This window comes from Streptomyces sp. NPDC005402 (assembly GCF_040606575.1).
Classification (GTDB): Bacteria; Actinomycetota; Actinomycetes; order Streptomycetales; family Streptomycetaceae; genus Streptomyces.
In genome coordinates, this window is record NZ_JBEXFB010000007.1 from 329123 (window position 1) to 348224 (window position 19102).

At 69.4% G+C, this 19102-nt stretch carries 16 protein-coding genes and 1 pseudogene; 12 read left to right on the forward strand and 5 right to left on the reverse strand.

Going from position 1 to position 19102, the window contains the following annotated elements; genetic code table 11:
* Window positions 1-17: 17 nt before the first annotated feature.
* From ABZT02_RS16470 to ABZT02_RS16495, 6 genes and pseudogenes are all read left to right on the forward strand, one after another.
* The gene (locus ABZT02_RS16470; RefSeq protein WP_356018491.1) at window positions 18-686 is read left to right on the forward strand and encodes a glycoside hydrolase family 11 protein; all 669 of its coding nucleotides are present in this window, start codon (window positions 18-20) and stop codon (window positions 684-686) included.
* Window positions 686-1363 carry a polysaccharide deacetylase family protein gene (locus ABZT02_RS16475; protein WP_356018492.1) on the forward strand — a complete coding sequence of 226 codons (678 nt, stop codon included), beginning with the start codon at window positions 686-688 and terminating at the stop codon, window positions 1361-1363. Before ABZT02_RS16470 ends, ABZT02_RS16475 begins: the two co-directional genes overlap by 1 nt.
* A 342-nt stretch (window positions 1364-1705) precedes the next feature.
* Entirely contained in the window at window positions 1706-2623 is a 918-nt protein-coding gene (locus ABZT02_RS16480) for an N-acetylmuramoyl-L-alanine amidase (protein ID WP_356018494.1), read from the forward strand.
* A gap of 120 nt (window positions 2624-2743) precedes the next feature.
* A complete protein-coding gene (locus ABZT02_RS16485; RefSeq protein ID WP_356018495.1) occupies window positions 2744-4120 on the forward strand; it encodes a DUF2235 domain-containing protein in 1377 nt (458 codons plus the stop codon).
* Window positions 4121-4191: 71 nt separating this feature from the next.
* Window positions 4192-5025: a helix-turn-helix transcriptional regulator gene (locus tag ABZT02_RS16490; RefSeq protein WP_356018496.1), complete on the forward strand. Its 834-nt coding sequence runs from the start codon at window positions 4192-4194 to the stop codon at window positions 5023-5025.
* A pseudogene (locus tag ABZT02_RS16495) lies at window positions 5022-5129 on the forward strand (DUF397 domain-containing protein); the annotation flags it as partial. The gene ABZT02_RS16490 and the pseudogene ABZT02_RS16495, both read left to right, overlap by 4 nt.
* Here ABZT02_RS16495 and ABZT02_RS16500 read toward each other — a convergent pair.
* Window positions 5097-6332 (reverse strand): MFS transporter, encoded by a 1236-nt coding sequence (locus ABZT02_RS16500; protein ID WP_356018497.1) that lies wholly within the window; start codon window positions 6330-6332, stop codon window positions 5097-5099. The pseudogene ABZT02_RS16495 and the gene ABZT02_RS16500 sit on opposite strands and share 33 nt — an antisense overlap.
* A gap of 71 nt (window positions 6333-6403) precedes the next feature.
* On the opposite strand from ABZT02_RS16500, the gene ABZT02_RS16505 reads away from it, so the two are divergent.
* On the forward strand, window positions 6404-7408 hold the full coding sequence (locus tag ABZT02_RS16505) for a winged helix-turn-helix domain-containing protein (RefSeq protein WP_356018498.1): 1005 nt from the start codon (window positions 6404-6406) through the stop codon (window positions 7406-7408).
* Window positions 7405-7908: a glutathione peroxidase gene (locus ABZT02_RS16510; RefSeq protein ID WP_356018499.1), complete on the forward strand. Its 504-nt coding sequence runs from the start codon at window positions 7405-7407 to the stop codon at window positions 7906-7908. Before ABZT02_RS16505 ends, ABZT02_RS16510 begins: the two co-directional genes overlap by 4 nt.
* Before the next feature lie 207 nt (window positions 7909-8115).
* Here ABZT02_RS16510 and ABZT02_RS16515 read toward each other — a convergent pair whose 3' ends face one another.
* The 3 genes from ABZT02_RS16515 to ABZT02_RS16525 form a co-directional block, all read right to left on the reverse strand.
* Window positions 8116-8307 (reverse strand): DUF397 domain-containing protein, encoded by a 192-nt coding sequence (locus ABZT02_RS16515; RefSeq protein ID WP_031039646.1) that lies wholly within the window; start codon window positions 8305-8307, stop codon window positions 8116-8118.
* 190 nt (window positions 8308-8497) lie between these two features.
* The gene (locus tag ABZT02_RS16520) at window positions 8498-9367 is read right to left on the reverse strand and encodes a helix-turn-helix transcriptional regulator (protein ID WP_057608459.1); all 870 of its coding nucleotides are present in this window, start codon (window positions 9365-9367) and stop codon (window positions 8498-8500) included.
* A 342-nt stretch (window positions 9368-9709) separates the two neighbouring features.
* Window positions 9710-10465 carry a GPP34 family phosphoprotein gene (locus tag ABZT02_RS16525; RefSeq protein ID WP_028808344.1) on the reverse strand — a complete coding sequence of 252 codons (756 nt, stop codon included), beginning with the start codon at window positions 10463-10465 and terminating at the stop codon, window positions 9710-9712.
* A gap of 235 nt (window positions 10466-10700) precedes the next feature.
* Here ABZT02_RS16525 and ABZT02_RS16530 point away from each other — a divergent pair, with 235 nt between their 5' ends.
* Both ABZT02_RS16530 and ABZT02_RS16535 read left to right on the forward strand, forming a co-directional pair.
* Window positions 10701-13397, forward strand: coding sequence for a D-alanyl-D-alanine carboxypeptidase (locus ABZT02_RS16530; protein ID WP_356018501.1), 2697 nt, complete (start codon window positions 10701-10703; stop codon window positions 13395-13397).
* 153 nt (window positions 13398-13550) lie between these two features.
* Window positions 13551-15419, forward strand: a complete 1869-nt coding sequence (locus ABZT02_RS16535) for an MFS transporter (protein ID WP_356018502.1) — start codon at window positions 13551-13553, stop codon at window positions 15417-15419.
* Window positions 15420-15425: 6 nt separating this feature from the next.
* Here the strand turns inward: ABZT02_RS16535 and ABZT02_RS16540 are convergent, their stop codons facing one another.
* Window positions 15426-16265, reverse strand: coding sequence for a hypothetical protein (locus ABZT02_RS16540; protein WP_356018504.1), 840 nt, complete (start codon window positions 16263-16265; stop codon window positions 15426-15428).
* A 183-nt stretch (window positions 16266-16448) separates the two neighbouring features.
* Between ABZT02_RS16540 and ABZT02_RS16545 the strand changes: the two genes are divergently transcribed.
* Together ABZT02_RS16545 and ABZT02_RS16550 are read left to right on the forward strand one after the other, a co-directional pair.
* Window positions 16449-18116 carry a recombinase family protein gene (locus ABZT02_RS16545; RefSeq protein WP_356018505.1) on the forward strand — a complete coding sequence of 556 codons (1668 nt, stop codon included), beginning with the start codon at window positions 16449-16451 and terminating at the stop codon, window positions 18114-18116.
* Between the two features lie 132 nt (window positions 18117-18248).
* Complete coding sequence (locus ABZT02_RS16550) at window positions 18249-19037, forward strand: SDR family oxidoreductase (protein ID WP_356018506.1); 789 nt, start codon at window positions 18249-18251, stop codon at window positions 19035-19037.
* The last annotated feature ends 65 nt before the right edge of the window (window positions 19038-19102 follow it).

The following is a 19102-nucleotide window of genomic DNA, read 5'->3' on the forward strand; positions in this document are numbered from 1 at the left end:
GGCCAAAACTGTGGGGCATGACTGACACACCCGCACACCCGACGCGCCGCAGTGTCTGCGGCCTCCTGCTCGCCACCGGGGCCACGCTGGCCCTGCCCGGCACCGCCGAGGCGGCCACGGTCATCACCACGAACCAGACCGGGACCAACAACGGCTACTACTACTCGTTCTGGACGGACGCCCAGGGCACGGTCTCCATGACGCTGAACTCCGGCGGGAACTACAGCACCTCCTGGCGCAACACCGGAAATTTCGTGGCCGGCAAGGGCTGGAGCAACGGCTCCCGCAGGACCGTGAACTACTCCGGCAGCTTCAACCCCTCCGGCAACGCCTACCTGGCCCTCTACGGCTGGACGTCGAATCCGCTCGTCGAGTACTACATCGTCGACAACTGGGGCACCTACCGGCCCACCGGAACGTACAAGGGCACGGTGACCAGCGACGGCGGGACGTACGACATCTACCAGACCACCCGCTACAACGCCCCGTCCGTCGAAGGCACCAAGACCTTCAACCAGTACTGGAGCGTGCGGCAGTCGAAGCGGACCGGCGGCACCATCACCACCGGCAACCACTTCGACGCGTGGGCCCGGGCCGGCATGCCGATGGGCAGCTTCAAGTACTACATGATCCTCGCGACCGAGGGTTACCAGAGCAGCGGCAGCTCCAGCATCACGGTGGCGTGATGAGGGCCCGGGCGCACCTCCCGTTACTGGCCGCCACCGCGCTGGCCGCCGCCGGCACCCTCACCGTCCCGGCCTCCGCCGCCCCCGCGCAGGCCGCCGCCTGCTCCGGATACGTCGGCCTCACCTTCGACGACGGCCCGGGCAGCGGCACCACCACCCTGCTCAACTCCCTGAAGCAGTACGGCCTCAGGGCCACCATGTTCAACGAGGGTCAGTACGCCGCCGCCAACCCGGCGCTCGTCCGGGCCCAGGTCAGCGCCGGGATGTGGGTCGGCAACCACAGTTACACGCACCCGCATCTGACCCAGCAGAGCCAGGCCACGATCGACTCGGAGATCTCCCGCACCCAGCAGGCGATCGCGAACTCCGGTGGCGGCACCCCGAGGCTGTTCAGGCCGCCGTACGGCGAGACCAACGCGACCGTGAAGGCCGTGGAGGCCAAGTACGGGCTGACCGAGGTCCTCTGGCAGGTCGACTCGCAGGACTGGAACAACGCCAGTACCGACGCGATCGTCGCGGCGGTCGGCCGGCTCACGGCCGGGCAGGTCATCCTCATGCACGACTGGCCCGCCAACACCCGCGCGGCGATCCCGCGCATCGCACAGACACTGGCCGCCAAGGGGCTGTGCTCCGGCATGATCTCGCCCCAGACCGGCCGCGCGGTGGCACCGGGCTGATCCAGCCCGAGCGAGCAGCACCGGTGCCACAGCCACGGTGACCCGGCCACATCAGGCCGGCTCGTCGAGCCGGCCTCGGCGCGGCGGTCGTTCCCCCTCGGACCGCCGCGCCGAACACGGGTCACCGGTGACTGCCGGACACCGGACTCCCGTGGGCGAGGGCCGCGGTGACTCCGTTCGGCTGTGAATGCCGCGATTTCCCCGACGGGACAGGCCATTGCCGGAATCATGAGCGGCGGGTGGGGCGAGCACGTACCACTGAGTGCCATTCGCACCACAACTCACAAGATCCATCGCCTACTTGACGCGTTGTCGACGCGTCGCCCCGGAGGAACCGCAGCCATGGCCACTCCCCTGTCCGCCGCGAAGATGCTCGCCGCACTGAAGGCCGAGGGCCTCACCATGCACGAGCACTCCGGCTGGAAGACCCACAACCGCGATACGGCGTCCGGGAAGTCGTTCGGTCCCGTCATCGGGGTGCTGATCCACCACACCGGCGGGCACGACGACAAGGAACTCTGCTTCAAGGGCAGATCCGACCTGCCGGGACCGCTGTGCCACGCCTGGCTCGGCAAGACCGCCGGACTGTGGATGATCGGCAACGGCCGCACCAACCACGCGGGTTACGCCGACATCGATGTCCTCAACGCGCTCCGCAGCGAGAAGCCGCTCCCCCACGACGACGTGGCGACGGCGGACGGCAACGACTGTCTGTACGGCCTGGAGATCGAGAACCTCGGCAAGGGCGGTGACCCCTACCCGGCAGCACAGTACCGGCAGGCCGTGCTGTGGGCGGCGGCGATCTGCCGGGCGCACGGGTGGAGCGAGAAGTCCGTCGCCGGGCACAAGGAGTGCCAGCCGGGGAAGATCGACCCGAGCTTCGACATGGACGACTTCCGGGCCGCGGTGAAGAAGCAGCTGGCCGCCGGGCCCGGCAAGACGGAGCCGACCAAGCCGGCGGGCAAGCCCCGCGTCGACCTGTCCCGGCTGGTCAAGGCCGCGAAGACCGACCCCGGGGCCAAGCAGGGCCACGTCAGCTACCTGGCCGGCACCAACCTCACCGAGGCCGCCCTCGTCGAGCTCGGCTATCTCTCCAAGTCCTACGCCGGAGACGGCTCCTTCGGCACCACCACCGTCGCCGCCTACGCCAAGTGGCAGCGCCACCTCGGCTACACCGGCGCCGACGCCAACGGCATCCCCGGCAAGATCTCGCTGTCCGAGCTGGGCGAGAAGACCGGGCTCTTCACGGTCGTGGCCTGACCCACCCCCGGACCGGCCCGCCACCGAGTTGCGGGCCGGCCCGGACCCTGCGGTACTGGCTGTATCTCCCGAACCGTCGCCGAGTCTGTCCCACGGGACCGCGGGGAGAGGAGGCACAGCATGGCCAGACATCTGGTGGTCTGCTGCGACGGGACCTGGAATCGCGCCGACCAGTCGCACAAGACCAATGTGGCCAAGGTGGCCCTGGCCGTACGGCAACGCACCGCCGTCGGCACGGAACAGCGGGTGTACTACCACAGCGGGGTCGGCGCCCAGCGTCCGGAACGGCTGCGGGGCGGCGCGTTCGGCCTCGGCCTGTCGCGGAACGTGCTCGACGCCTACCGCTTCCTCATCCAGACCTACGAACCCGGCGACAGCCTGTACCTGTTCGGGTTCAGCCGGGGCGCGTTCACCGCGCGCAGCCTGGCGGGGCTGGTGCGCAACTGCGGCATCCTGCGCCGGGAGCAGGCCGACCGGATCGACGAGGCGTGGGCGCTGTACCGCAGCCGTACGAAAAGTCCGACCAGCGTGGCGGCCACTCTGTTCCGCCAGGCCTACGCCCACGAGACGGAGATCCGCTTCGTCGGCGTCTGGGACACGGTCGGCTCCCTCGGCATCCCGGTCCCGGCCCCCTGGTTCCTGCGCCCGCTCGTCAACCGCTTCAACAAGCGCTGGGCCTTCCACGACACCGACCTCAGCACCCGGGTCAACGGCGCCTTCCACGCCCTGGCCGTCGACGAACAGCGCTCCGCGTTCCCGCCGACGCTCTGGCACCAGCAGAAGGGCGCCGCCGAGCAGGGCCAGGAACTGCGGCAGGTCTGGTTCGCCGGGGTGCACACCGATGTCGGGGGCGGCGAGGCGGACTCGGGGCTGTCCGACCTCACCCTGCTGTGGATGGTCGGGCACGCCACCCGGTACGGCCTCGAATGCGACACCCGGGCCCTCGGCAGGAAGCCCGACGAGACGAATCCGGACAGGAGCACCGACTTCGCCGTACGACCGGACCCGCTGGGCCCGCGGCACTATTCGCGGGTGAAGTTCTACAAGGTGTTCCGGGTTCTGGACCGGCCCATCGGAGAGGCGGAGGAACCGAGGGACCCGAAGAAGCCGAGAGCCCCCGAGGACCATGTCCTCGACGGGCGCGAGTACCTGGCCGACTCCGTCCTCACGCGGTACGAGCTCAAGAGCGACTACCGCCCTCCGGCACTCGGCGAGTACTTCAGGATCTTCGGGGACGCCCAGCGCATCGAACACGCGCCCCTCCGGGTGGACGAACCCGCCCCGTACAGTGCACCCGTGCCGGCCGTGGAACCCTGCCCCCGCTGCGAAGAGCCGTTGGCGTCCGGCGGGATGCTCCTGGTCCGACGTGCGGACGACGGCCTGCGCGCCTGCCGGACGCTGTGGCGCTGCGCCGAAGGGCACCTGTGGTGGCGGTGGGCCGACCGCCCCGGAAAACCCCTGGAGGAGTGTCCGTATCCGCAGGTGTTCCGGGGCTGAGGAACCCGTACAGATTTCTTGTACGGGTGACAACGGGTGAACGTACGCCCCGGGATGGGGAGTTCACCGGCATGAGCAACAAGAGCCTCAGTACGCGGCGCCGGAAGAACGCGACCGCCGTGAAGATGATCGGGTCTCTCGTCGGAACCTTCCGCCGGGCGGCCGGTCTCACCCAGCGGGCCCTCGCCGACGAGGTCGCCGTGGACGAGGAGACCATCGCCTCCGTCGAGCAGGGCAGGCGGACCCTGAAACCGGATCTCGCGGCCCAGCTCGACGAACTCCTCGACACCAAGGGCGCGTTGTCGGTCGCGCTGGCGAACATGCCGGAGATCGACCTCTTCCCCCGCTGGGCGGAGGAGTACATCGATCTGGAGCGGGAGGCACTGGCCCTGTCCTGGTACGACAACCAGGTACTGCCGGGCCTCCTCCAGACCCCGGCGTACGCCCGCGCGGTGTTCCTGAACGACGTCCCCGCGCTGACGGAGGACGAGGTCGAGCGACGGGTCGCTGCGCGCGCCGAGCGCCAGGAGATCCTTCAGCGTCCGGCGCCGCCCACCGTCAGCTTCGTCGTCTCCGAGGTGACGGTGAAGGACCGGCTGGGAGGGAAGGACGTGCACAGGGAGCAGCTGCGCCGATTGCGCGAGCTGGCCGGTCTGCCCAGCGTCACCCTTCAGATCATGCCGGTCGGCCGCGATTTCCATGCCGGACTCTCGGGACCGTTCATCCTCGTCGAGACGCCTGATCACCAACGCGTCGGATACGCCGAAGGACAGCTCCACGGACGGATGGTCGCCGATCCCGACGAGGTCTCCGTGCTGGAACGCAAATATGCGATGCTGCGGTCACAGGCTCTCAACCCGCAGGAGAGCATGAGCCTGTTGGACCGTTCGCTAGGAGACGCATGAGCACCGCACTTCAGTGGTTCAAGTCGAGCTACAGCAGCGAGCAGGGCGGCGCGTGCCTCGAAGTCGCCACCTCAGCCGGCACCATCCACATCCGCGACTCCAAGAACACCCAAGGCCCCACGCTCACCGTCACCCCCGACACCTGGACGTCGTTCCTCGCGCTTGCCCAGCGTTGAGAGCGTCAGGGTCACGGCGATCGACGCGGTCGCCATGAGCGTCATCGCCGTGGCCGGGGACGTGACCTGGGCCAGGGTGCCGGCGAGGACCGCGCCGATGCCCTGGAACGCGACCATGCCGGTGGTGTGCAACCCGAGGGACTGACCGGCCAGTTCGTCCGGCGTCAGGGACATCAGGCGTTCCTGGAGGACCAGCGACGCGGCGAACCCGACCGAGGCCACCGTGGCGGCCAGGACGGACAGCGCGATACCGGGTCGGAGGAAGAAGAACAGATACGGCACCGCCAGCAGCAGGCGTAGCGGGGTCGCGAGGCGGGGCCGCAGCGCGGGCGGCACCAGCCGGCCGACCGTCAGGTCGCCCACGAACATGCCCAGCGCCCCGCACGCGTACATCGTGCCGGCGGCCGCGGGGGCGTAGGAGACGTAGAGCGAATCGCTGCCCACGATCAGGCCGTTGGGGACCCAGAGGCCGAGGTACACCAGGCGGCGGAGGCGTGACCACAGCAGGGCGTTGGTGCGCCAGGTCGCGGAGAGGGACGGGCGGCCCGTGGAGCGCGGTGGGCGGGCCGTGAGGCCGAGTCGGGTGACGGCGGCCGACAGCAGGTAACAGGCCGCCGTGAGGAGCAGGCAGGCGCGCGGGGACAGGAGCGCGAGGAGGGCGCCGCCCGTCGCGAAGCCGGTGATCTGGATCATGCCCCAGAGCATGTTGAAGACCGAACGGCCGAGGACGTAACCGTCCTTGGGGAGGATCTCGTTCATCAGTCCGCCGCGGACTCCCCCGCCCAGCGAGGCGACCAGGCCCTGCAGGAGCAGGACCACGAAGACCGCCCAGACGGGCAGGCCGGGCAGCGCCAGCACCGCCGTACCCGCCGCGAAGGCGAGGGAGATGACGGTCAGGATCGCGCGCGGAGGCAGCCGGTCGGCGCCGGAGAGCAGGAACGCGGCCCCCAGTAACTGGGCGAGCTGCGGTCCGAACATGCTCACCGCCGACAGCAGCGGGGAGCCGGTGGCCCGGTAGACCAGCGTGCCGAGGGCCAGGCCGCCGATCGTCTGGGCGGCGGCGTAGGCGGCGAAGGAGAGCAGGAAAGGGGCGTATTCCGGGGTGCGGAGAAGGGTGCGGTAGCTGCGCATGCGAGGGAGTCTCGGAGCGGGCGGCGGCTGACGGTTAGTGTTTCGCGCGGTCGCGAAACCAAGGGGGGTTCATGGGCTGGTGGCAGGTCGACGCGGACACCCTCGTCCGCAGCCGGTTCGTGGTCTGCCCGTTCACCGAGACCTTCGCGGCCCTGCGGCTGCTGCACACCGGCACCGCCGCCCACCCGGGCGAGGAGGCCTGGCTCCGCACCCACCTGCCCGCCTACCGCGCACGCCTCGCGGCCGACCCGGTGACCGCGCTGCTGGTGCGCTCCGGGATGGGCACGTCCTGGATCGCCGACTTCCTCGCGCCCCTGCCGCGGGACGGCACGCCCCTGGAGGAGACCCTGGCCCGGATCCGGGCGACCGATCCCGCTCTCGCGCGGGCCGACCTCCAGGTCTCGCTGCGCGGCCCGCTGCCCGCCGCACTGGAGCGCGACGACCTCCCCGAGCGGGCGGCCGCGCTCCTCGCCCACGTCTGGACGGCGACCGTACGGCCGTACTGGGACCGTCGGCGGCGGATCCTGGAGGGGGACGTGGTGGCCCGGACCGCGCAGGTGAGCCGGGGTGGCTGGGCGGCCGTCATCGACTCCCTGCTGCCGGGGCAGACGCGCTGGCTGGGCGGCAACCGGCTCCAGGTGAACCGGCACGAGCGCCCGCCCCGCGACATCCGCGGCGCCGAACTCGTCTTCGTCCCGGTCACGCCGGGGCGCGGCTGGGCGACCTGGGAGGAGCCGGGGCGGTACGCCCTCGTCTACGGCTGTGCGGGCGCCCTCGCCGACCCGGGCGCCCGGAGCGTGCCCGCGAGCCTCGGCACGCTGCTCGGCACCGGGCGGGCCCGGGTGTTCGTCCTCCTGGACTCCCCGCTGAGCACCAGCCAGCTGGTCGCCGTGACCGGGCAGGGGCTGGGGTCGGTGGGACGGCATCTGCGGGTGCTGCTGGACGCGGGGCTGGTGGAGCGGCGGCGGGCGGGGCGGTCGGTGCTGTACGTGCGGACGGCGGCCGGGGAGGTGCTGGTGAAGGCGTCGGGGGCCGGACCCGGGGATTCACCGGGCGGAGTTAGCATCCGCTCATGACGACTACAGATGGTTCCTCCCCCCTCGACGTCGAGATCGGGGCCCTCACGGGCGGCTCCGCCGACCTCGCCCAGTACGCCGGCAAGGCCGTCCTCATCGTGAACGTGGCCTCCAAGTGCGGACTCACCCCGCAGTACAACGGGCTGGAGAAGCTCCAGGAGCGGTACGCGGAGCGCGGCTTCACCGTGCTCGGCGTGCCCTGCAACCAGTTCCTCGGGCAGGAGCCCGGCAGCGCCGAGGAGATCGCGGAGTTCTGCTCGGCGACGTACGGCGTGACCTTCCCGCTGACCGAGAAGGTCGAGGTGAACGGGGAGGGACGGCACGCGCTGTACGAGCGGCTCGTCGGTGTCGCCGACGCGGAGGGGCACAGCGGCGACATCCGCTGGAACTTCGAGAAGTTCCTGATCGGGCGGGACGGGTCGGTCGTGGCGCGGTTCTCCCCGCAGACGGAGCCGGAGTCCGACGAGGTCGTCACCGCTGTGGAGAGCGCGCTGGGCTGAGACGTGCAGAGCGGGTGCGGGCCGGTGGGGGCTGGTCGCGCGGTTCCCCGCGCCCCTGGAAGAGTGGGTATCGCTGAGCAGGCCTCGCCCACACCCGCACCCGCAACACCACGGCCGAAGCGCCGCAGGCCCCCTCGGCAAGGACGGCGATCTGGTCGAGAGGGCTCTGTGGTGGTGCTTGTGCAGTTGTAGGGGTGTGGCGTGGTGTCACACCTTGACCGAGGCCACGAAGGCGCTCCACGCCTCGGCGGGGAAGGCCAGCTTGGGACCCTCGGGGATCTTCGTGTCGCCGAGTTCGAGAGCTTCCTCTTCGGTCGACCTCACCATCAGGCACGCCCCGTTGGCGTTGGTGTAGGTGGAGGTCGTCCATGAGTCCAGGTTGCCCAGACGAATTGCCATATTCGCTCCGTAGCCAGATGCGCAGTGTTCGGATTACGCCAACCTTTACTGATCGTTGGCGTGATCGACGCTACTCGCCGACTTCCTCTTTCGGAGCAGTCATTCACTCTTACGGCGGCATATTCCAAAGGACTCTTCCAGACGGACCTGGCCGGGGTGTACTATCCGGCCCGCCCTGTCGGGAAGGGGCTCAACGGGCGTACTCCCGGGCGTACTCCTTGGCGATGTCCTCGATCAGCTGACGCGACTGGTCGACGTTGAGCGCCTGCGCCCTCAAGTGCTCGTACATCACGGTGTACTTCTGCACGTCGTGCGCCTTCTCCAGGTACAGGTCGCTGGTGACGCCCTCGATGTAGACCACGCTGGAGTCCGCCGCGTCCGAGAACTCCAGGATGGAGTACTGCCCGCTCAGCCCGGGATGGGCGCCGACGTCGAACGGCAGCACCTGCACGGTGATGTGGGGCTGCTGGGACATCTCCACGAGGTACTCCAGCTGCTCGCGCATCACCTGACGGTTGCCCACGACCCGGCGCAGGGACGCCTCGTCGAGAACCACCCACAACCGCAGCGGATCCCGCTCGGCCGCGACCCGGCTCTGCCGCCGCAGCCGCACCTCGACGCGCTTGTCGTTCTCCGTCTCCGTCGCCTCCGGCGCGCCGCCGCGCACGATGGCCTCGGCGTACGGCCGGGTCTGCAACAGGCCGGTGATGATCTGGGGTTCGTAGACGCGCAGCGACTCGGCGTCGGTCTCCAGGCCGATGTAGACGCTGTACGGGATGTCCCCGAAGGCGTGCCACCAGCCCTGCTGGCGTGAGTCCTTGGCCATCTGCATCAGGGAGTCGACGATGCGCTGGTCCTCGACCTCGTACACCCCGCACAGGTCGCGGACGTCGCGCTGGCTGATGCTGCGCCGGCCGTTCTCCAGCCGACTGATCTTCGACTGCGACACGAGCAGCCGCTCCGCCACCTCTTCGGCCGTCATGCCCTTGAGCTCGCGGAGCCTGCGCAGCTCCTGGCCCAGCCGGCGCCGCCTGACGGTGGGATTGACATTGGACGCCACGGGACGTGCACCTCCGGCTGCGTGCCTCGTTCTTGACTTTGCGTATCTGCTGTTGAGCAGACTGCCACCAAGGTGCTTATTACCGCTGGGAAACGGCGTATATGCGCCGCGTGCACGTCAGTTGAGGGCTTCCGTCCCGACGGCGCCCGGACATGCGGCCGCGCGGGGCGTCGGAACCCGTCGACGCCCGAAGTACGGACGTACGGTTCCGTCGCCCCGCGCGGACCAGCGGCTCCCGAACCGGTCTTTGGGGACTGACGGTGCGGCGGCTGAGTGGTGCGTGGTGCGGTTCGTGCGGTGGTGCGGTCGTGCTGCCTGCGGTGCGTGCCGTGGGACTGCGGCTCAGTGAGCCACGGCGCGCGCCATCGGGCCTCGGCGCGGTTGCATCGGAACACCACGAGCGGGTTCCGGCGCGGGCCTGGCTCCGGGGGCGGCCTGACGGCCGGCCGGTGCCGGGCTACGACGTGGCTGTGCCGCCACGCCGTTCTGGACGTCCATCACGGCGTGCGCGACGAGTCCGCCCATCGGGTCGTGCCTGATCAGGTCCCGCAGCCGGGAGCGCGAGGAACGGCCCTCGTTGCCCGGATACAGGTGCTTGCCGAGGCCGACCGCGTGTGCCAGGGCGGCGAGCGCCGCGGTCCGCGGGTCCGGCGGTACGCCGGTGCGGATCGCCGAGTCCAGTCGGGACCTGATCTCCCGGCTGATCTCGTTGTCCGTCGCCTGGTAGCGAGTCGTCGGCAGCACTCCGCACATCTGACCCGCCACGGCATGCACCATGCCGCACCGCTCCAGATGCGAGAGGTAGGTCTGGCGGAGCCCCAGTCGCGGCCCGCCGATCCAGTTCACTGCCCGCACGGGAGCGCCACGCCTTCGCAGCAACTCCAACGCGCAGTCCAAAGTCGGATCTCCAGTCGGCCGTGGGGCTACCACGGCGATACGATCCCCGTCTGGGGCTATCCGTCCGGCCAGCGCCAGCTCCACTAGCTGTGCTCCGGCCAGACCGAGGTCGAGCGACTGCGGCTGTGCGGTGGTACCCGTGGTCGGGTCCAACGCCAGCAGCAGAAGCTCTTCCGGAAGTGTTCTGCGGCTCCTGCCCATCCATGCCTCCCCGCGTGGATGAAAGACAGGGTGACCCCTCTCACATTGGTCTGTCGAGGGTGCGTGACCTGTTTGTAGTGGAACCGGTAGGTATGTCGTTCTCGTCTACCGCTTGGGACAGGGCCACACACAGGACACTGGTACATGGTTCGGACAGCGTGGTGTGGCGGTTGCCCGAGCGGCGGTTCAACGGTTCGGCAGACGCAGGGTGACGGATACCGATCACCCGCGGCACATGGAGGAGGCATCGGTGGCGGGCGAGTCCCCCGACAGGTCGAAGCAGCGCGAGTCGTCGGGTGAACCGACGTCGGGGAGCGCGAGTCCGGTTCCCGAGGCGAGGAGTTCCGCCCGCGATCCCCGGCTGGCGGTGGCACGGGAGTCCATCTCCCTCGGGGGCGTCGACACGGCCACGAAGATCTTCTCGGTACGGGACCTCCCGAAGACCCCCGAGGACACCGACGAGAGCCCCGCAGAGGCCGGGACGGACGGTTCCGGGGCGGCGGAGCCCGAGGACACACCTCCGGCCACGGAGAAGGCCTCTGAGGACCCCGACGGGGCCAAGCCCACGAACGGCGACTCGGACACGCCGGAGGACGCAGGCGGCGACACCGGGGCAGCGAAGGCCGACTCCGGCACGGCGGAGGCATCGGGCGACACGGGCACGGCGGACTCCGGGACCGCCGACGGCTCGGGCGAGGCGGTCACCGGGGAAGCGTCGGGCGACTCCGGCACGGCAGAGGGCTCGGACGACACGGACGCGGCGGAGACGCCGGGCGATGCCGCGACGACCGAGGGCCCGGACGACTCCGGTACGGCTGAGAGCTCGGGTGGCTCCGACAGCGAGTCCGGAGAGTCCGGAGAGTCCGGCGGGCGCGACGAGCCGGCTACGGCGGGCGATGCGCGGTTGCGGGACGCGGTGGCGGCGTGGGTGGCCACCGGGGAGGGTGCCGGTGCCGAGGACGGCTCCGGCAAGGCGGAGGCCGCGGAGAAGTCCGAGGTGTCCGAGGTGTCCGAGGACGAGTCCGCCCCGGAGACCGAGACCGACAGCGAGCCGGAGCCGGCATCCGAGAGCGACGACGCCGAGACGGCCGTAGCCGAGAAAGCCCCCGCGGAAGACGAGGGTGACACTCCGGAGCCCGGCGACTCGAACCCCCCAGGGGCGCGGGGAACTGCGCGACCGGCCCCCACCGACCCGCAGACGGACGACGAGCCCGACGACGCCGACACCGACGAGGCCCCCCGTTCCGACGCCGGCGACTCGAACCCCCCAGGGGCGCGGGGAACTGCGCGCCCGGCCCCCACCGACCCGCAGACGGACGACGAGCCCAACGACACCGACGCCGACACCGACGAGGCCGGCGCGTCCGATGACGCGGGCGTGGCCGACAAGCCCCCCGTCGACCAGCCCACCGCCGTCTTCAAGGCCCCCCGGCCCCCCGTGGACCAGCCCACCACCATGCTGAAGCTCGGCATGGCACCGGAGGACAAGCCGGAGACCAAGCCCGAGACCAAGCCGGAGGCCGAGGCCGAGCGGACGAGCAGGTTCGTCGCGCTGAAGGCCCTGGACGAGCCCCGAGAGTCGCGGCCGAAGCCGGACGTGACCGCCGCCGTCCCCCAGGTCGGCCCGGAGCGGACCACGCAGCAGCCCCTGCCGCCGAAGCCGCCCCTCGACCTGCTCGCGGAGCTCACCAACACTCCGCCGCCCCCGCCCAGCCCTCTGCGCACCCTCGGCCGCCGGGTCAAGATCTGGACGCCGATCCTGATCCTCCTGGTCGTCGTGTTTGCGATCGCGCAGTCCCTGCGCCCGCTGCCGGCCCCCACGCTCAGCCTCACCGCCGAGGACTCCTACACCTTCGACGGCAGCAAGGCGACTCTCCCGTGGCCCACCCAGGGCCAGGGCTGGATGGACGTCAACGGCGTCGGCACGATGGGCGACTTCGGCAAGCAGACCCCGGTCGCGATCGGCTCTGTGGCCAAGGCCATGACCGCCTACATCGTCCTGAAGGACCACCCCCTCAAGTCCGGCGAGGAGGGCGCGAAGATCACCGTCGACGCGCTCGCCGAGAAGGAGGGCGGCTACAACAAGGACGGCGAGTCCACCCTCGACACCGTCAAGAAGGACGACGTCCTCACGCAGAAGCAGGCGATCGCGGCGATCATGATCCCGTCCGCCAACAACATCGCCCGGCTGCTCGCCCGCTGGGACGCCGGTTCCGAGGCGGCGTTCATCAAGAAGATGAACGACACCGCCAAGGAACTCGGCATGAAGAACACGACGTACACCGACGCCTCGGGCCTGAAGGAGACCACCGTCTCCACCGCCGAGGACCAGGTGAAGCTCGGCAACGAGCTCGTGAAGATCCCGGCGCTGATGGAGATCACGTCCATGGGACAGTGGATCGATCCGTCCGGACAGAAGTGGTACAACTACAACTATCTGGTCCCCTACAACGGCGCCATCGGCATCAAGACCGGCACCACCAGCGCGGCCGGCGGCAACCTCCTCTTCGCGGCCCGCAAGGAGGTCGGTGGTGAGACCGTCACCCTCGTCGGCTCGATCCTCGGCCAGCACAAGTCGCCGATCATCAAGACCGTCAACGACGTCAGCAGGGTCGCGATGCTCGCCGCCCAGGACGCCCTGACCTCGGCGAAGATCCTGAAGAAGGGCGACGTCGTCGGGTACGTGGACGACGGCCTCGGCGGCCACACGCCCGTCGTGCTGACCAAGGACGTCACCGCCGTCGGCTGGGCCGGCTTCAAGGTGAAGCTCTCCTTCGCCGCCGACGACGTACCGCACACCGCGAAGGCCGGCACCAAGGTCGGCACCCTCACCGTCGGGGACGGCGAGGGCGGCGCCATCAAGGTCCCGGTCACCCTGCAGAAGGATCTGACCGAACCGGGATTCACCGACAAGCTGACGCGCGTCGGCTGATCCACCACCGGGACGGACACCTCACGCGGCCCCCGGCCGGACCCCGCCGGGGTTCCGGACGGCGGGCCGCGTGCTAGCGTCACGAACCGGGGCAGGTCGACGCTGGGGCGCGGCCGGGACATGAAGACGGGACACCACGGGGAGTGCCTTCAGGTGGCCACTGCGGAGCCGACACGCGCCGACGACACCGACCCGGGCCCGGGTACCGGCCCGCGAATACGCATGCCCGCGGAACCCGACACCGAGCACGGCGGTCCTGGCTCTGAGGGCCCCAGGGGCTTCAGAGCCAGAACCTGGACCGCTCTCCTCGCACTGCGCGAACGGCTGCTGCGCCACCCCGTCCTCTCCATGACCGCGCTCTCCGGCGTCCTCCACATCGTCTGGTTCTTCACCTTCGCGAACAGCGGCGGCGACCTCGCGGCGCAGGACGCGTGGGCCGAGTTCGTCGGTCGGCACCCGGACAGCGCGTACAACCTCGCCTGGTACGGCGGCATGCACCCGGTGTCGTACAGCATCGTCTCGCCGTATCTGATGTCGGTCCTCGGCGTCCGTACGACGATGATGCTGGCCGGGACCGTCTCGGCCGGCCTGCTGACGCTGATCCTCATCCGCAGCCGGTCGGTGAGGAACCCCCTGTGGGCCTCGCTGGCGGGCGTGTACGCCTTCCTGTGCAACGCGGCCTCGGGCCGGGTCACCTTCGGACTCGGCACGGTGTTCGCGCTCGGCGCGGTCGCCATCGTCTTCTGCTGGCCGCACCACTTGCGCTACAAACGCTGGGCGAAGGCCCTGTGCGCGGCCCCGCTCGCCGCGCTCGCGACGATGGCGTCCCCGGTCGCCGGCCTGTTCGTGGGCCTGGTGGCGGTGGCGCTCTTCCTGCAGAAACGGCGTCCGGGCGCCTGGGCCCTGGGCATCGCGCCCACCGCCGTGGTCGCCCTGTCCGCCTGGCTCTTCCCGTTCTCCGGCACCCAGCCGATGAAGATCGCCTCGGTGCTCCTGCCGCTGGCGTACGGCCTCCTCGTCTGGTTCCTCGCCCCGCGCGAGTGGACGACGGTACGGATCACCGCCGGGGTGTACAGCCTGTCGGTGGTCCTGGTCTGGCTGGTGAGCTCCCAGATCGGCTCCAACATCTCGCGGCTGCCCATGCTGTTCGCGGGGGTGGCCCTGGCGGCCGCGCTGCCCTTCACAGTGCCGCGCTCCCGCAAGTGGTACGCCGTCGTCGTCTCCTTCCTCGGCTTCACCGTCTGGATCGGCTTCAAGTCCGTCGACGACGTCGTCCATACGACCCCCACGGCGTCCTGGGCGCGCGAGCTGGCCCCCCTCGTCAACGAGCTCCAGGAGGTCGGCGCCGAGAAGGGCCGCGTCGAGGTCGTACCGGCCGCCTCCCACCGCGAGGCGTCCGCGCTCGCGCCGTACGTCAACCTCGCCCGCGGCTGGAACCGGCAGGCCGACATGGAACGCAACCCGCTCTTCTACGACGACACCCTGAACTCCGCGAACTACCACGAGTGGCTCCAGCGCTGGGCCGTGCACTTCGTGGTCGTGCCGAAGGACGAGCCCGACGGGGACGGGGGCGAGCGGGAGCGGGAGCTGGTCCAGCGCGGGATGCCGTATCTGAAGCAGATCTGGGGCGACGCGAACTGGCAGCTGTTCCAGGTGACCGACCCGGCGCCGCTCGCCTCCCCGAACACGGTCGTCGACCGGGCCGCGCAGGGCGAGATGACCATGCGGGTGAAGAAGGCCGGGCGGATTCTGATCCGGATCCCGTACTCGCCGTGGCTGTCGATCGTCGACGCGGAGGGCAAGAAGCTCAAGGCTCCGCAGGAGACGGACGCGTCGAAGGAGCGGTCCGACGGCGAACCGAAGACGTTCGACAACGTCAACGGGTGCCTGATGGAGACGCCGGAGGACGCGGACGGGGACAAGTGGACGATGCTGCTTGCGCCGAAGGCGGGGACGTATCGGCTGGCCGCGCCGTACACCGTGCCGCGTGGGACGCCTTGTCCTGATGAGTGGAAGCCCTGAAAGCGGTCAGCGCAACTGATCCACGTACTTGTCCGTGCCCGGAACCGTCGGGACGAACGGCGCCAGTAGCTCCACCCTGCCCGTCGGCGGGTCTTCCTGGCCCGTGAAGCACCGCTCCCAGCACTCCCTCGGGTCCGTCTCCAGGAACCACAGGAGCGTGAGCCGGGTGTCCACGCCCTCCACCTGCTTCACGTACGTCATGCGGTCGCCGGGGAGCGGGGTGGGGCGGAAGACGGTCACCATGGCCGCCGGTGAACCCGCCAGTCGCTTCGGGAGATGGCGGGAGACCAGCCACTCCAGCAACTCACCCCGCCGCTCCGGGGATTCGGCGTCGATCACCTCCAACACCAGGCCCGCGTAGGGGTGGTCCAGGGCGTGGAAGTCCCTCGGGCCCGCCGCTCCGTCGCGGTAGACCGTGGACTCGTGTTCCTGGAAGGCGGTGAAGACGTGGGTGCGGTCGCGGTAGACCCGGGCGTCGCGGTTGAGACGCTTGTTGATGGCCACCGTCCACCTCATGTGGTCGTCGTAGCGACCCTCGGTGACCCAGTAGGTGGACAGGTAGCACCCGGCGGTTACGGGCTGGGCGACCGCCGACTTCTCCGGGACACGCAGGAGTTGGAGATCCCGCGTGGCCACCCAACGACGCCCGGCGAACATCCAGGGCATCGCCATCGCGCCGGCGTAATAGTGATCATCTTCGTACCATCGGTGGTAGCCAAACTCATGACCTGGATGAGGCTCGACCATAGTGATCAGGGCGTGCCCGACCCCCACGCCGTACGGACCCACCGACGCCAGCTCGGCGTACAGGCCCGGGTCCACCCCCTCGCGCTCTCCGCCTGCCATGCGCTTACCTCCCCACTCGCGAAACGGATGTGACGATACGTCAGATTCGATCGGAAGTGAACAGACTGCACGCCAAAATAGTCATAGTTGAGTGGCTAATTACCAATGAACCCATGATGTCCCGATATTGATTACGTTCAATAGGCGCATTTGATTATTCGCCATAACGACGGAGCGGGGTCCATGGATACATTCGGGGTAACAACCGACGCAGAGGCGGATTCGTCCTGGGACGGCATCGTCATCCCTGACCGCATCCGCAACCGGAGCAGCGTCGCCCTCACCATCGGGGAATCCCTGAAGGACTTCGCCCCCTTGCGGCCCGGCTGCTATGTCCGCACCTCTCTCGACCGTCACGGCGAAGAGAAGGGCGTGGCCCGCCAGCTGGAGGACGCCGAGGCGAAGCGCACCCGCCTGCATTGGGGGAAGTTCGCAGAGATCTACAAGGAGAACGACACCGGCGCCTTCAAGAAGAGGAAGGTCACCAAGCCTGATGGAACCGTCGACTGGATGGTGATCCGCCCGGAGTTCCGGCGGATGCTCGCTGATCTGCTGTCCGGCCATATCGACGGCGTGCTGTTCTACGACCCCGACCGCCTGGCCCGTCAGCCCCGCGACCTGGAAGACTTGATCGACGTCATCGAGTACCGCAAGCGCCCAGCTGTTGGCGTTACGGGCGATTTGAACCTCATCAGCGACTCGGACCGGCATATGGCTCGGATGCTCTGCGTCATGGCCCTGAAGTCCTCCGAGGACACTGCTCGGCGTGTGGCGCGCAACCATCTCGCCGACGCGATGAACGGCGAGATGACCGGGCGCACCGGCTATGCCTGGACGGACGAAGGGAAACGGCGTCAAGGTCGGGCGCGGATCGCGGTCCGGATCTTCGAGCAGTTGCTGGACGGAGTCTCGATCTCGGGTATCGCGCGCGGCCTGAACAAGGACAAGATCCCCGCTCCGTCCGGCGCCAAGTGGACCCCGGCGACGATCAAGGCCATCCTGACGAATCCGCGCTACTGCGGGTTCGCCACGTACCGGGGCAAGCATCAAGCGGAACAGTCTCGGCAGCGCGACGGGTGGGGTCGTGTACTGGTCGGCGACGATGGCTTGCCGATGCTGGGCAAGTGGGACCCGGTCGTCTCGCGTCAGGTGTGGTCGGATGCACAGTTGGAGCTTGAGCACCGTCGGCTGTTGTGGGGAGAGCGGGGTGTCCGCCCAAATCTGGGCGGCGTGAACACCCGAAAGTACGTGTACACCGGCTACCTCCGATGTGGCATCTGCAAGGCGTCGATGAGCGCCAAGTTCGTGAGTCTTCGGGGGCACACGATCTACTACTGCCCCGGAAAGGGGCGGGGCGCCTGCGGCAAGGTGAGCCGACGCGCTGCGCCGATTGACGAGTTGCTGGAGGAGTTCGTGATCGCGTGGGCACGGGCCCAGGCACCGGAGGACCCCGCGAGGCTGACGTCCGTACCACGGCAAGGCAACGACAGGGTTCAGGAGATCCAGGCCCAGGCCGCCCGTATCAATGAGCGCAAGCGGGCTCTGACCAGTGCATGGTCGAAGGGCGCTCCAGAAGCGTCGGGGATGCGCCAGGAGGACTATCTACAGGCTGTCGCCGGATTTAACAGCGCTCTGGACACGTTGGAAAGGGAGCTGGAACAGGCAGCCGCTGGAGCGCAGTCCAGGCGTGCCCGAGACTACGAGACCGAGTGGAAGAACGGTGGGCTCGAACAAAAGCGCACCGTCTTGAAGGACTGTTTCCAGGCGGTCTATGTAATGCCATCGGGCAAGGGGCGGGCTCCGTTCGATCCCGAGCACATCACACCTGTCTACGTAGCAGTCCCGGAATAGCACTGCGCGGGACGCACTCTCGTCAACCGCCGGAGGCGATCTGCGGAGTTCCGTTCCCCCTTCCCTCCTCCAGCGCTCGCCCATACTCTGACGCCCCGTCAGATGATGCGCCAGAGCAGGGAGGCCGCCGGTATGTCACTTCTCTCCGGGAAGACCGTCGTCGTGTCGGGAGTCGGTGCCGGGCTCGGCCACCAGGTCGCGGCGGCCGTCGTGCGGGACGGCGGGAACGCCGTGCTGGGTGCGCGGACCGAGGCGAACCTCGCGAAGAGCGCCGCCGAGATCGATCCGGACGGGGCGCACACCGCGTACCGGTCGACGGACATCACCGACGAGCAACAGTGCGCCGCACTGGCGGAGTTGGCGGTGGGGCGGTTCGGGCGGCTGGACGCCGTCGTGCAGGTGGCCGCGTGGGACAGCTACTTCGGCGGGCTGGAGGACGCGGACTTCGCGACCTGGCAGTCGGTCATCGACGTGAATCTGCTGGGCTCGCTGCGGATGACCCGAGCCTGTCTGCCGGGGCTGCGGGCGGCGGGCGGCGGATCGGTGGTGTTCGTCGGGACGCAGTCGGCCGTGGCCGCGCCCTCGCAGGTGCGGCAGGCCGCGTACGCCGCCTCGAAGGGGGCGCTGACCAGTGCGATGTACTCGCTGGCGCGGGAGCTCGGCCCGGACCGGATCCGGGTCAACACCGTGCTGCCGGGCTGGATGTGGGGGCCGCCGGTGCAGGCGTACGTGCAGTTCACGGCTCACACGGAGAAGGTGCCGGAGGCGGACGTGCTGAAGCGGCTGACCGACCGGATGGCGCTGCCCGATCTCGCGACCGACGGGGACGTGGCGGACGCGACGGTGTTCCTGGCCTCGGACCGGGCGCGGGCGATCACCGGACAGTCGTTGCTGGTCAACGCCGGGGAGCTGATGCGATGAGTTCATGTAGGTGAACGCAGGCCATCACCTCGAATGATTTTACCTTCCCTTGACCTCACGCCAGC